The sequence below is a fragment of the Arthrobacter sp. zg-Y179 genome (genome assembly GCF_020907345.1).
In the GTDB taxonomy this organism is placed as follows: Bacteria; Actinomycetota; Actinomycetes; order Actinomycetales; family Micrococcaceae; genus Arthrobacter_B; species Arthrobacter_B jinronghuae.
Genome location: NZ_JAJJOB010000009.1, coordinates 20,582 through 34,071 on the forward strand (window position 1 = coordinate 20,582; position 13,490 = coordinate 34,071).

General features: G+C 65.9%; 9 protein-coding genes. 3 read left to right on the top strand and 6 right to left on the bottom strand.

From position 1 onward, the window contains the following. Positions 1-46 precede the first annotated feature (46 nt). The gene (locus LOC56_RS10840) at positions 47-3,061 is read right to left on the bottom strand and encodes a bifunctional [glutamine synthetase] adenylyltransferase/[glutamine synthetase]-adenylyl-L-tyrosine phosphorylase (RefSeq protein ID WP_229952286.1); all 3,015 of its coding nucleotides are present in this window, start codon (positions 3,059-3,061) and stop codon (positions 47-49) included. A 15-nt stretch (positions 3,062-3,076) separates the two neighbouring features. Further along, a complete protein-coding gene (locus LOC56_RS10845) occupies positions 3,077-4,417 on the bottom strand; it encodes a glutamine synthetase family protein (protein WP_229952287.1) in 1,341 nt (446 codons plus the stop codon). A 152-nt stretch (positions 4,418-4,569) separates the two neighbouring features. Here LOC56_RS10845 and panB point away from each other — a divergent pair, with 152 nt between their 5' ends. Continuing rightward, positions 4,570-5,436: a 3-methyl-2-oxobutanoate hydroxymethyltransferase gene (gene panB, locus LOC56_RS10850; RefSeq protein ID WP_229952288.1), complete on the top strand. Its 867-nt coding sequence runs from the start codon at positions 4,570-4,572 to the stop codon at positions 5,434-5,436. A gap of 12 nt (positions 5,437-5,448) precedes the next feature. On the opposite strand, the gene LOC56_RS10855 is transcribed toward panB, so the two are convergent. Further along, positions 5,449-5,610, bottom strand: a complete 162-nt coding sequence (locus LOC56_RS10855; RefSeq protein WP_229952289.1) for an SPOR domain-containing protein — start codon at positions 5,608-5,610, stop codon at positions 5,449-5,451. A 98-nt stretch (positions 5,611-5,708) separates the two neighbouring features. Here LOC56_RS10855 and map point away from each other — a divergent pair, with 98 nt between their 5' ends. Together map and ppgK are read left to right on the top strand one after the other, a co-directional pair. Beyond that, positions 5,709-6,587, top strand: a complete 879-nt coding sequence (gene map, locus LOC56_RS10860; RefSeq protein ID WP_229952290.1) for a type I methionyl aminopeptidase — start codon at positions 5,709-5,711, stop codon at positions 6,585-6,587. 37 nt (positions 6,588-6,624) lie between these two features. Further along, the gene (gene ppgK, locus LOC56_RS10865) at positions 6,625-7,428 is read left to right on the top strand and encodes a polyphosphate--glucose phosphotransferase (protein WP_227922572.1); all 804 of its coding nucleotides are present in this window, start codon (positions 6,625-6,627) and stop codon (positions 7,426-7,428) included. Between the two features lie 65 nt (positions 7,429-7,493). Here ppgK and nrdR read toward each other — a convergent pair whose 3' ends face one another. The 3 genes from nrdR to dnaE form a co-directional block, all read right to left on the bottom strand. Next, positions 7,494-7,994 carry a transcriptional regulator NrdR gene (gene nrdR / locus LOC56_RS10870; protein WP_229952291.1) on the bottom strand — a complete coding sequence of 167 codons (501 nt, stop codon included), beginning with the start codon at positions 7,992-7,994 and terminating at the stop codon, positions 7,494-7,496. A gap of 502 nt (positions 7,995-8,496) precedes the next feature. Next, entirely contained in the window at positions 8,497-9,846 is a 1,350-nt protein-coding gene (gene hisD, locus LOC56_RS10875) for a histidinol dehydrogenase (protein ID WP_229952292.1), read from the bottom strand. Between the two features lie 81 nt (positions 9,847-9,927). Continuing rightward, positions 9,928-13,467: a DNA polymerase III subunit alpha gene (dnaE, locus tag LOC56_RS10880; protein ID WP_331460933.1), complete on the bottom strand. Its 3,540-nt coding sequence runs from the start codon at positions 13,465-13,467 to the stop codon at positions 9,928-9,930. Between the last annotated feature and the right edge of the window lie 23 nt (positions 13,468-13,490).

The window sequence follows — 13,490 nt, forward strand, 5'->3', positions numbered from 1 at the left end:
GAGCAGTGGCAATGCAACGAACTGGAAGGGCCTTCAGGAGCGTGACCTAGGTCCCGTATCCGTAGAAATACCGTTCGAAAACGGCCCGGGCATGCCGGGTGAGCTTGAGGTAGTCCTCCTCCAGGACCCCGCCCTGGCCTGCGCCGTAACCGCACCAGCGGGCCACGGCGTCCAGTTCGCGGCGGGAGGAGGGCAGCACATCGGGGTTCCGTCCGCCGCGGATAACATTTGCGCTTCGGACCCGGCTGGCGAGCAGCCAGGCCTGGCGGAGGGTGTCGACGTCGACGGCGGGAAGCAGCTCCGCCGCCTCGATCGCGTCCAGCGCGGGAAGGGTCGCCGTCGTCCGCAGCTCCGGCACGCGGCGCGCGTGCTGCAGCTGGAGCAGCTGGACCAGCCACTCAACGTCGCTGAGGCTGCCGCGACCGAGTTTGAGCTGGCGGGAGGGATCGGCCCCTCGGGGCAGCCGTTCGGCTTCCACCCTGGCCTTGATCCGGCGGATTTCCCGTACGTCCTTGACCGTGACTTCCTCCGGGTAGCGGACCGGATCGATCAGGGCCATGAAGTCCTCGGCAAGATCATCGCTGCCGGCCATCGGGCGCGCCCGCAGCAGGGCCTGCGCTTCCCAGATCACCGACCAGCGTTCGTAGTAGCCGCGGTAGGACTCCAGGCTGCGTACCAGCGGCCCCTGCCGGCCCTCGGGGCGCAGTCCGGCGTCGAGGACCAGGGGGCGTTCGGCCTGGACAGCCGGGCTGCAGGGCTGCTGCAGGAAAGTGGAGATCTGCGAGACGACCTTCTCCGCCTGCGCCTGCGCTGCGGCCGGGTCGACGCCGGGCAGCGGGCGGTGTACGTACATGACGTCGGCGTCGGAACCGTAGCCGATCTCCCGCCCGCCCTGCCGGCCCATCGCGACTACCAGCAGATCGGTGAGCTTCTCGCTGCTGCCGAACACCTCCGACTCCGCAACATGCAGGGCTCCAAGGACAGCGGCACGGTCGGCGTCGGCCAGGGCACGGCCGACGTCCTGCTGGCTGAGCAGGCCCGCACTGTCGGCGATGGCAATGCGCAGCATCTCCCGCCGGCGGATCAGCCGGATCAGCCGCATGGCCTCCGCAGGGAGGGGATGGCGGGACATCTTTGACTGGATCTCCTGCCACTGCGTGTCAAAGGACACCGGCACCAGGTCCTTGTCGGAGGCCAGCCAGGCGGTGGATTCCGGCGAGACCTCCAGCAGGTCGGTAATGAACCGGCTCGAGGACAGGATGGAGCACAGCCGCTCCCCCGCGGCCGAAGAGTCGCGCAGCATGCCCAGGTACCAGTGCGTATCGCCCAGGTTTTCGCTGAGCCGCCGGAATCCCAGCAGGCCGGCGTCAGGGTCCACGCCGTCGGCCAGCCACGCCAGCAGCACCGGAAGGAGCTGCCGCTGCAGCGCGGCACGGCGGCTGACTCCTACGGTCAGTGCCTCGATGTGGCGCATGGCGCCGCGGGGATCCGCGTAACCCAGTGCGGCCAGGCGGGCCTGGGCTGCCTCCGGTGTCAGCCGGACCTCGTCCGCACTCAGGTTCGCCGCGGTGCTCAGCAGCGGGCGGTAGAAGATACTCTCATGCAGCCTCCGCACCAGGCGCTTGCGGCGCTGCCACTGTTCCTGCAGGCGTTCGGCGCTTGGCCGCTCCGGGGAAAGGGAGCCGGCGCTCGACTTGGCGAGGGCCCGCAGTGCGGCTTCACTCTCGGGCATCAGGTGGGTGCGGCGCATGTGCACCATTTGGATGCGGTGTTCAAGCACACGGAGATAGCGGTAGGACTCGTCCAGTTCCCGGGCATCGGTACGCCCGATGAACCCGGCGTCGCTGAGCGCGGCAATCGCAGCGGTTGTGGTGCGCACCCGGAGCGATTCATCGACCCGGCCGTGCACCAGCTGCAGCAGCTGGACGGTGAATTCGACGTCGCGCAGTCCGCCGCTGCCCAGCTTCAGCTGCCGCGCCTCTTCATGGGCGGGAATGTTGTCGGTGACCCGGCGGCGCATGGCCTGCACCGATTCGACGAATCCGTCCCGCTCGGAACTGCTCCAGATCAAGGGGGCGACGGCTTCTTCGTAGCGCCGGCCCAGGTCCCTGTCCCCGGCCATGGCGCGGGCCTTCAGGAGCGCCTGGAACTCCCAGCTGTGCGCCCAGCGCTGGTAGTAGTTCAGATGCGAGTCCAAGGTGCGGACCAGCGGGCCGTCCTTGCCCTCGGGACGCAGATTGGTGTCCACTTCCCAAAGCGGGGGCTCCGGTGCCGAAGCGTTGATGGCACGGGAAATCCCGGCGGCCAGCGCCGTGCCGATGGCGGAGGCCCGCTCTTCCGGCAGCCCGGAGGCTTCGATCACGTAGATGACGTCGACGTCGGAGATGTAGTTCAGTTCCCGCGCGCCGGCCTTGCCCATCCCGATGACGGCCAGGCGCACGGCGGAGATCTCTTCGGCCGGATAGCTTGCCGTCAGCTCGGCCCGGGAGACCGCCAACGCAGCTTCCAGGGCCGCACCGGCCAGGTCCGCGAGCTCGCGTCCGGCCGCAGGCAGGAAGTCGGTGGGCGACGCCGCGCCAAGGTCCCGCACGGCAAGGTCCAGCAGGTGCCGCCGGTACCGGGACCGCAGCGCCACGTAAGCCTCAGTGCCCGTCAGGCCGGCCACGGGCGCTGCGCCGCTGCCCGCATGTACGGCGTCCAGCAGCGAGGCCCGCAGGGTGGGTTCATCCGTACTGCCGGGTTCGGCGCGCAGCTCGCGGTGCAGCACGCCGACATCCCCGGGATGCCGCATCAGGAACTCCGCCAAGGCATCGGAGGCCCCCAGGAGCCGGAACAGGGCTTCGCTGCGCTCGGCGCCGCTGTTGACCAGTTCGACCAGCTCCGGGGCGCGGCCGATCAGCCGAACCAGCGACTGCAGTGCCAGGTCCGGATCCGCCGAGCAGTTGAAGCCCGCGAACAGCGCGTCCTCATCGACGCCCTCGAGTTCCGAAGCCGCCAGGAACCGCGTGCTTTTTTCCAGGTCGCGGAAACCCGTGGAGATCAGCCGTCGAGTCAGGCTCATCGGTGCCGGCCCTTCCTAGAGGATGCCCAGGTTCCTCTGCAGTTCGAACCTGGTCACCTGCTGGCGGTATTCGTTCCAGTCCGCACGCTTGTTCCGCAGGAAATTCTCGAACACCTGCTCGCCCAGAATGTCGGCCACAAGTTCGGACTCCTCCATAACGCGCACGGCGTCATGCAGGGACGCCGGCAGCGGGTCGTGGCCCATGGCCCTTCGTTCGGCGGCGCTCAGGCTCTCGATGTCGTCTTCGGCGCCCGGGGGCAGGTCATAGCCCTCTTCGATGCCCTTCAGGCCGGCCCCGAGCAGCACAGCGTAGGACAGGTACGGGTTGGCTGCGGCGTCGATACCGCGGTACTCGATGCGGGCGGACTGTCCCTTGTTCGGCTTGTACAGCGGCACCCGCAGCAGTGCGGACCGGTTGTTGTGGCCCCAGGACAGGTAGCTGGGGGCTTCGCCGCCGCCCCAAAGCCGCTTGTAGGAGTTCACGAACTGGTTGGTGACGGCCGTGAATTCCGGGGCGTGCCGCAGGATGCCCGCCATGAACTGGCGTGCGGTGGTGGAGAGCTGGAACTCGGCACCGGCCTGGAAGAAGGCGTTGCTGTCTCCCTCAAAGAGGGAGAAGTGGGTGTGCATGCCGGAACCGGGGTGGTGCGAGAAGGGTTTGGGCATGAAGCTCGCGTAGCAGTTGGTCATCAACGCGACTTCCTTGACCACTGTGCGGAAGGTCATGATGTTGTCCGCGGTCTGCAGGGCGTCGGCGTAGCGCAGGTCGATCTCGTTCTGACCCGGCCCGGCCTCGTGATGGCTGAACTCCACGGAGATGCCCACTGCCTCGAGCATGGACACGGCGGTGCGGCGGAAGTCCTGCGCGACGCCGCCGGGGACGTGGTCGAAGTAGCCGGCCTGGTCCACGGGAACGGGCTGGCCGTCTTCGCCGAGTTCATCGGACTTCAGCAGGTAGAACTCGATCTCGGGGTGGGTGTAGCAGGTGAAGCCCATGTCCGCGGCCTTCGCCAGCTGGCGCTTGAGCACGTTCCGGGGATCGGCAGCCGACGGCTGGCCGTCCGGGGTGAGGATGTCGCAGAACATCCGTGAGGTCTGCTCCTCGTCGCCGCGCCAGGGCAGGATCTGGAAGGTGGAGGGATCCGGCTGGGCCAGCAGGTCCGACTCGAAGATCCGGGCCAGGCCCTCGACCGAGGAACCGTCAAAACCCAGGCCCTCTTCGAAGGCGCCTTCCACTTCCGCCGGTGCCAGCGCCACGGACTTCAGCTGGCCGACGACGTCGGTAAACCACAACCGCACAAACCGGACATCGCGCTCCTCGATGGTGCGCAGAACGAATTCCTGCTGGCGGTTCATCCTTACCTTCTTTCCTCTTCACGGCTCAGAGACATGTGAAACCTTCTTCACTCTACCTACGTGTGCAGGATTTGGTCGGCAGCCCGCGGGGATCCCCTCAACCAACCCGGCCCGGCGGGTCCCCGCGGTCCGTTGTTTAGTAGGCTCGAAGCATGACCAGTGCCGAACAGCCCTCCCCGTACGCAGCCAATCCCGCGGACCCTTCCGTTCCTGAAGCACCGGCGCTGAAGAAAATCCGTATCTCGCATCTGCAGCAGTTGAAGGACAACGGCGGCCGGTTCGCCATGCTGACCGCCTATGACCAGTACGCCGCCGGCATCTTCGACGAAGCCGGCATCGAAGTGCTCCTGGTGGGCGATTCGGCCGCGAACAATGTGATGGGCCATGCCACCACCCTGCCTATCACCATGGACGAGATGATCGTCTTCGCCCGGTCCGTTACCGCCGGAGCCAGCCACTCGCTGGTGGTCTGCGACCTTCCCTTCGGCTCCTACGAGGTTTCCCCCGCCCAGGCCATCGAGTCCTCGGTGCGGCTCATGAAGGAAGGCCTGGTCCATGCGGTGAAGATGGAAGGCGGACGGCATTACGTTGAGCATGTCCGTGCCATGACGGCGGCCGGTATTCCGGTCATGGCCCACGTGGGCTTCACTCCGCAGGCCGAACACGCGCTCGGCGGCTACAAGGTGCAGGGCCGCGGCGATGCGGGAGCCGCAGTGGTGAAGGACGCCGTCGCCCTCGCGGAGGCCGGGGCGTTCTGCGTGTTGATGGAGATGGTGCCTGCCGACGTCGCCGCGGAGGTTGACGCCGCGGTTCGGGTACCGACCATCGGGATCGGCGCGGGCAACGCCACCACCGGGCAGGTGCTGGTCTGGCAGGACATGGCCGGACTGCGCGGCGGGAAGCAGCCGCGTTTCGTCAAGGCGTTCGCGGACCTGCGGACCGAACTGTCCCGGGCGGCGAAGGAATACGCCGATGAGGTACGCAGCGGTTCCTTCCCCGGCCCGGAGCACAGCTTCTAGGGAACACAGCTTCTAGTCTTCGTCGGCGTCCCAGGCTTTGTTCCGTGCCTGCACCTTCTGCAGCGCGAGCTCGGCTTCCTCACGGGTGGGGTACGGCCCCAGCAGCTTTGTCCAGTCCGACTGCGGGCCCTCCTCCACCTCGTGGGTCACTACGTTGAACCAGTAATCGGCCATGGGGTCCTCCTGTTGACGTGCCGTTGCCATTGGCGTGCCGTGCCTCTGCCGGACGGTCTCGTCCCGCCTTCGGGCACGCTGGCGATAAGATCGATGGTATGCCCCAGAAACTCGCCTCTGCACCCGCTGGACACCTGACACCGGGGAGCGTGAGCCCCCGGCTGCGGGTTCCGGCGTCGATCCCCCGTCCCGAATACGTGGATAAGGAAGCGCCCGCACCCTTCACCGGATCCGAGGTCAAGTCGCCGGAGACCATCGAAAAAATCCGCCTGGCCAGCAAGGTGGCCGCGCAGGCCATCGTTGAGGTCGGCCGGCACATTGTCCCCGGCGTCACCACCGACGAACTGGACCGGATCGGGCACCAGTTCCTGCTGGACCACCATGCCTACCCCTCCACGCTGGGCTACCGGGGCTTCCCGAAGTCCCTGTGCTCCTCCGTGAACGAGGTCATCTGCCACGGCATTCCGGACAGCACGGTGCTGCAGGACGGCGACATCATCAACATTGACATCACCGCCTACATCAACGGCGTCCACGGTGACACCAACTGGACCTTCCTCGTCGGAGACGTCGACGACGAGTCCCGGCTGCTCGTGGAGCGCACCTCCGAATCCCTGCGCCGTGCCATCAAGGCCGTTGCCCCCGGCCGTGAAATCAACGTCATTGGCCGTACCATCGAGTCCTACGCCAAGCGTTTCGGCTACGGCGTTGTCCGTGATTTCACCGGCCACGGCGTCGGCGAAGCCTTCCACACCGGCCTGATCATTCCGCACTACGACGCCGCGCCCGCCTACAGCAGGCTGATTGAACCGGGAATGGTGTTTACGATTGAACCTATGCTCACTCTCGGCACTATCGAGTGGGACATGTGGGATGACAACTGGACAGTCCTCACCAAGGACCGCAAACGCACCGCGCAGTTCGAGCACACCCTGCTCGTCACTGATGACGGTGCCGAAGTTCTGACCCTTCCCTGATCCGCTGACCCGAGCTCAGAACTACTACTGGAGAACCATGGCCAAGAAGCATAAGTCCGACAAGCACGTCGACGCCGTCATTGGAATTGATATCGGGGGCACGGGCATCAAGGGCGGCATCGTCGACCTGTCCAAGGGCAAGCTGATTGGCGATCGTTTCCGCATCCCCACTCCGCAGCCTGCAACGCCCGAGGCGGTGGCCGGAGTGGTGGGCCAGATCGTCGCGGAGCTCTCCTCCCGTCCCGGCGGCCCCGGCCCCGAAGTCCCGGTGGGCGTCACCTTCCCGGCCATCATCCAGCACGGCATTGCCCGCTCCGCGGCAAACGTGGATAAGAGCTGGATCGATACCGACGTCGACACACTGCTCACCAAGGCACTCGGCCGCGACGTGCAGGTCATGAACGACGCCGACGCCGCCGGACTCGCGGAGGCCCGCTACGGTGCAGGCCGCGAAGTGGACGGCACCGTACTGGTGATCACCCTGGGCACCGGCATCGGTTCGGCCCTGATCTACAAGGGCATGCTGGTTCCCAACGCCGAACTCGGCCACCTGGAAATCGACGGACACGACGCCGAGACCAAGGCCTCCGCCTCGGCACGGGAACGCGACGGGATCGACTGGGAAGAATACGCCCAGCGGCTGCAGCGCTACTTCTCGCACGTGGAGTTCCTCTTCTCCCCCGACCTGTTCGTGATCGGAGGCGGCATCTCCAAGCGCAGCGAGGACTTCCTGCCGATGCTGGAGCTGCGGACTCCCATGGTCACGGCCAACCTCAAGAACAACGCCGGCATTGTCGGTGCCGCACTGCAGGCAGCCATGCACTTCAAGTACATCAAGTAACTGGTTCCCGGAGGTAAGCAAAAAGCGGCGGAAAGGTAACCTTTCCGCCGCTTTTTGCTTAGCAGCTACTGCGCGGTGAGCGGGCGCTGGGCGCCGGACGGTACACGTCCCGAATTTTCCCGGGCCTCGGTCCGCAGCTTCTCGATGGCTGCCTCGAAATCCTCGAGGGAGTCGAAGGACTGGTAAACGCTGGCAAAGCGCAGGTACGCCACCTGGTCCAGCTTCTGCAGCGGGGTGAGGATGGCCAGCCCCACTTCGTGGGCATCGATTTCCGCTACTCCGCTGGCCCGGATGGATTCCTCCACTTCCTGGGCCAGCATGGCGAGGTCGTCTTCGCTCACGGGTCGGCCCTGACAGGCTTTGCGCACGCCGTTGATTACCTTGCTGCGGCTAAAGGGCTCTCCCACCCCGGAGCGCTTGATGACGCTCAGGCTGGTGGTTTCCACGGTGGAGAAGCGGCGACCGCACTGAGGGCACTGCCGGCGGCGGCGGATCGCCGACCCGTCGTCGGCCAGGCGGCTGTCCACGACGCGGGAATCAGCGTTGCGGCAAAACGGACAGTACATGTCCCGTCCTTTCGCGAAGGGGCCTTATGGTGCTCTCACTATAGGTCCCGTGCTGCCGCATCACCAAGTGCACAACCACAACATGTAGTACCGGCACTACTACATATAGGTAAGCCCCTGCCGGACCGCGAAGCACGAAGGGAACGAGGGGTCCGGGGCGCTCGAGGGCCCGAATCCCTTCGGTTTGGGAAGGACCCTGCCGTTTGTCGCGATCCCCGCACCGCGCGGCGCAGGAAACTGTACAGACCGCAGGGATCCGTACAAACCGCAGGGACAAACCCCAGGGAAACCCGGTCCCGGGCGCACAGGCGCCCGGGTTAGGCGGCTTTAATATCCCGGCGAGCTCTGCGAGCAAGGGATTTCGTTGCCGCCGTTCCGGGCACCGAAGCGTTCCGGGCGCCACAGGGAACCCGGGCGCCGAAGGGAACCACGGGCGCCGAAGGGAACCACGGGCGCCGAAGGGGACCGCGGGCGCCGAAGCGGGCCGGTCCTGATCCGCGCGCTACTCGAAGCGGATGGTGACGGCGTCGCCGTGGGCCGGCAGGTCTTCCGCCCGTGAGAGGGCTACGATGTCGGCGCTCACTTCCTCCAGCGCTTCGCGGTTGTAGTTGACCACCTGGATGGCACGCATAAAGGTGGTGACATTCAACCCGGAGGAAAAGGCCGCCGTGCCGCCGGTGGGCAGCACGTGGTTGGAACCGGCGCAGTAGTCGCCCAGGCTGACGGGACTGTAGTCCCCCACGAAAATGGCACCGGCGCTCCGGATCCGCGCCGCCACGGCCTCGGCGTCGGCCGTCTGGATTTCCAGGTGCTCGGCGGCGTAGGCGTCGCAGACGGCAATGCCCTGCTCCAACCCGTCAACGAGGATCACCCCGGACTGGGCGCCGGACAGAGCCTCGCGCACGCGTTCGCTGTGCTTGGTCTCCGTGACCTGGCGCCCCAGCTCCTCCCGGACCTTCCCGGCAAGCTGCTCCGATGCAGTGACCAGGACGGATCCGGCATTGGGATCATGTTCGGCCTGGCTGACCAGGTCCGCGGCGACCAGCCGGGCATCGGCCGTCTCATCCGCCAGGACCATGATTTCGGTGGGTCCGGCCTCGGAATCAATGCCGACCACACCCTTGACGAGGCGCTTGGCAGTAGCCACGTAAACATTGCCGGGACCGGTCACCACGTCCACGGGCAGGATGGCGGCATTGGCGCCGTCCGCCGGGACACCGTAGGCAAACGCGGCGATAGCCTGGGCGCCGCCCACGGCGTAGACCTCGTCAATGCCCAGCAGCTTGGCCGCGGCAAGGATGGTGGGATGCGGCAGTCCGCCGAATTCCTTCTGCGGCGGGGAGGCCAGTGCCAGCGAGGCGACGCCCGCTTCCTGGGCGGGCACCACGTTCATAACCACGGAAGACGGATACACCGCCAGTCCGCCCGGAACATAGAGCCCAACGCGGGATACAGGCATCCACTTATGGGTCAGGACCGCACCGGGACGGATTTCCACCTCGGCATCGGCGGGACGCTGGGCCCGGGCAAAGATCCGGGTCCTCTCGATAGCCGTTTCCAGGGCGGCCCGCACGGCGGGGTCCAACTGCTCAAGCGCCGAGTCGAGCGCTGCCGCCGGGACGCGGACCTCCTGCTGTTCCACGCCGTCGAACCGCTGGGCCAGTTCCGTCAATGCGGTAAAGCCCCGCGTACGGACGTCGGTGATGATGGCGGAGACGGCATCCGACGCCGCGTCGAACGTCGTTTCCGCCCGCGGCATGGCGGCCTTCAGCTCAGCGGGACTGAGGTGCTGGCCGCGCAAATCAATGGTGCGGAAGGATTCAAAGGCTGCTGCGGGGCTGGATGAATTCACACCACCATTCTACCCAGCCCCGTTCACGGCCCGCAGCGAATGTGTCGCCGGACCGAGCACCCTTCCGGGAGCGCACCCGGCCTAGCCGTCCAGGCAGGCCGGGCCGAGCAGCACCTTCAGATCGCCGAACAACGACGGCGTGGGGTTGACCCGCATGTCCACGCCCAGCTTCATCACTTCCACAGTTCGGGAGCCGTTGAGCCGGATCTGCACCTCGGAGGTTCCCGGGTGCGTCCGGAGCACGTCGCCGAGCTGGGTGACCACCGTTTCCGTGGCCTTGTAGGTGGCCATCGAAATCACCACGGGTCCGGAGTGGCCCTCGCTGAGGTCCGGAACGGTCAGTTCCTGCGCGTTCAGCGTGACGGCGCCGTCGTCGCGCCGCTGCAGCCGGCCGCGGACCACCACAATCAGGTCTTCGGCCAGCACGGCGGCGATGGGGCCGTAGACCTGTCCGAAGAACATCACTTCCATGGACCCGGCGAGGTCCTCGATCTCGCAGCGGGCGTAGGCGTTGCCGCTGTTCTTGGCAATGCGGCGCTGCAGCGAGGTGATCATGCCCGCGATGGTGACGATGGCGCCGTCGGGCGGGCCTTCCTCCCCCACGATGTTGGTGATCGTGGAGTCCGCGTGCTGGCTGAGGATGCCTTCCAGGCCCTGCAGCGGGTGGTCCGAGACGTAGAGGCCGAGCATGTCGCGTTCGAAGGACAGCTTGTCCTTCTTTTCCCATTCCGGCAGGTCCGGAATGTCGATGCTGATCGAGTCCTCCGGTTCCTGGTCGGAGATGGCGGCGAAGAGGTCGAACTGCCCCACGGCCTCGTTGCGTTTGAGCACCACCACGGAGTCGATCGCTTCTTCGTGGATCATCGCCAGCGGACGCCGGGCATGGCCCATCGAGTCGAAGGCACCCGCCTTGATCAGGGACTCGATGGTGCGCTTGTTGCAGACCACCGCCGGGACCTTCATCAGGAAGTCCTTGAAGTTGGTGTACGCGCCCTTCTCCTCACGGGCGGCGACCATGGCCTGCACCACGTTGGCACCGACGTTGCGGATGGCGCCCATGCCGAAGCGGATGTCCTTGCCGACAGGGGTGAAGTTCACCGAGGATTCGTTCACGTCCGGCGGCAGCACCGTGATGCCCATCTTGCGGCACTCGTTCAGGTACAGCGCCAGCTTGTCCTTGTCATCACCCACGGAGGTGAGCAGGGCCGCCATGTACTCGGCCGGATACTGGGCCTTCAGGTATGCGGTCCAGTAGGAGACGACGCCGTAGGCCGCGGAGTGCGCCTTGTTGAAGGCGTAGTCGGAGAATGGGAGCAGGATGTCCCAGAGCGCCTTGATGGCCGCTTCGGAGTAGCCGCGGTCCACCATGCCCTGGTGGAAACCGGCGTACTGCTTATCCAGCTCCGATTTCTTCTTCTTGCCCATGGCACGGCGGAGAATATCTGCCTGGCCCAGGCTGAAGCCTGCCACCTTCTGGGCGATCGCCATAACCTGCTCCTGATACACAATCAGGCCGTAGGTGGTGTTCAGGATTTCCGCGAGCGGTTCCTCGAGCTCCGGGTGGATCGGGGTGATTTCCTGCTGGCCGGTCTTACGCAGGGCGTAGTTCGTGTGTGAGTTCGCGCCCATGGGACCCGGACGGTACAGGGCGATGACAGCGGAGATATCTTCAAAGTTATCCGGGCGCATGCTCTTGAGCAGCGACCGCATTGGCCCGCCGTCGAGCTGGAACACACCCAGCGTGTCACCGCTGGCAAGGAGGTCGTAGGCTTCCTTCAAATCCAGCGGCAGGTCTTCCAGGACCAGGTCCTCGCCGCGGTTCTTCTTGATGTTCTCCACCGCGTCGGAGACGATCGTCAGGTTTCGAAGGCCGAGGAAGTCCATCTTGATCAGCCCCAGGCCTTCGCAGGTGGGGTAATCGAACTGCGTGATCACCTGCCCGTCCTGTTCGCGGCGCATGATCGGGATGATGTCGATCAGCGGATCGGAGGACATGATCACGCCGGCGGCATGCACGCCCCACTGGCGCTTGAGGCCTTCAAGTCCCAGCGCGGTGTCGAAGACCCGCTGGGAATCGGGGTCAGTGCGCAGCAGTTCGCGCAGCTCCTCGGCTTCCCCGTAGCGCTTGGCTTCCTTGTTGTGCACGTCGGCCAGGGACAGGCCTTTGCCCATCACGTCCGGCGGCATCGCCTTGGTCAGGCGTTCTCCGACCGAGAAGGGGTAGCCCATCACGCGGGAGGAGTCCTTCAGGGCCTGCTTGGCTTTGATGGTGCCGTAGGTGACGATCATGGCAACGCGCTCGTCGCCGTACTTCTCTGTGACGTAGTGGATCACTTCGGAGCGGCGCCGATCATCGAAGTCGACGTCGAAGTCAGGCATGGAGACGCGGTCCGGGTTCAGGAAGCGCTCGAAGATCAGGCCGTGCTGCAGCGGGTCCAGGTCAGTGATGCCCATCGCGTAGGCGGCCATTGAGCCGGCACCGGAGCCGCGGCCGGGGCCGACACGGATTCCGTTTGCCTTGGCCCAGTTGATGAAGTCGGCCACCACAAGGAAGTAGCCCGGGAAGCCCATCTGGGCGATGATGCCCACTTCGTAGTCGGCGCGCTTGCGCACGGCGTCGCTGATCCCGTTCGGGTAGCGGCGGTGCAGTCCGGCTTCGACTTCCTTGACGAACCAGGACTCCTCGTTCTCACCCTCCGGAGTCGGGAAGCGCGGCATGTAGTTAGCCTTGGTATTGAATTCGACGTCGCACCGCTCGGCGATGAGCAGGGTGTTGTCGCAGGCGTCCGGGTGGTCGCGGAAGATGGCCCGCATTTCGTCCGGGGACTTGAGGTAGAACTCGTCGGCGTCGAACTTGAAGCGCTTGGGGTCGGCCAGCGAGGAGCCGGACTGCACGCACAGCAGCGCCGCATGCGCGGAGGCGTCTTCGGCGTGGGTGTAGTGCAGGTCATTGGTGGCCACCAGGGGCAGCTGCAGCTCGCGGGCCAGCTTGATCAGGTCCGCCTGCACGTTGCGCTCAATGTCCAGCCCGTGGTCCATCAGCTCGCAGAAGAAGTTCTCCGGCCCGAAGATGTCACGGAAGTCGGACGCCGCCTGCACGGCTTCCTTGTAGAGGCCCAGGCGCAGCTTGGTCTGGACTTCGCCGGAGGGGCAGCCGGTGGTCGCGATCAGGCCCTTGCCGTAGGTCTGCAGCAGGTCCCGGTCCATGCGGGGCTTGTAGAGGTAGCCTTCCAGCGAGGCCAGGGAGGACATCCGGAAGAGGTTGTGCATACCCTCTGTGTTCTCGGCCCACATGGTCATGTGGGTGTAGGCACCGGCACCGGAAACGTCGTTCCTGCCGCCGTCGCCCCACTTCACGCGGGTCTTGTCCCTGCGCGCCGTACCGGGCGTCAGGTAGGCCTCCACACCGATGATCGGCTTGATGCCGGCACTGCGGGCCTTGTTCCAGAAGTCGAAGGCGCCGAACACGAAACCGTGGTCGGTGGTTGCCAGGGCGTTCATGCCCAGCTCGTCGGCGTGGCTGAACAGATCCGTCAGCCGGGCAGCCCCGTCGAGCATCGAATATTCGGTGTGGTTGTGAAGATGGACAAACGATTTCGACGTACTAGTTGCTGAAGCCACCTGTACATTCTAGGCCCCGGCGC

Bases quoted from the DNA above. Each gene is read 5' to 3' on its own strand.
- LOC56_RS10845 (WP_229952287.1), bottom strand. From the start codon at position 4,417: ATGAACCGCCAGCAGGAATTCGTTCTGCGCACCATCGAGGAGCGCGAT.
- LOC56_RS10840 (WP_229952286.1), bottom strand. From the start codon at position 3,061: ATGAGCCTGACTCGACGGCTGATCTCCACGGGTTTCCGCGACCTGGAA.
- map (WP_229952290.1), top strand. From the start codon at position 5,709: ATGCCCCAGAAACTCGCCTCTGCACCCGCTGGACACCTGACACCGGGG.
- LOC56_RS10855 (WP_229952289.1), bottom strand. From the start codon at position 5,610: ATGGCCGATTACTGGTTCAACGTAGTGACCCACGAGGTGGAGGAGGGC.
- ppgK (WP_227922572.1), top strand. From the start codon at position 6,625: ATGGCCAAGAAGCATAAGTCCGACAAGCACGTCGACGCCGTCATTGGA.
- panB (WP_229952288.1), top strand. From the start codon at position 4,570: ATGACCAGTGCCGAACAGCCCTCCCCGTACGCAGCCAATCCCGCGGAC.
- nrdR (WP_229952291.1), bottom strand. From the start codon at position 7,994: ATGTACTGTCCGTTTTGCCGCAACGCTGATTCCCGCGTCGTGGACAGC.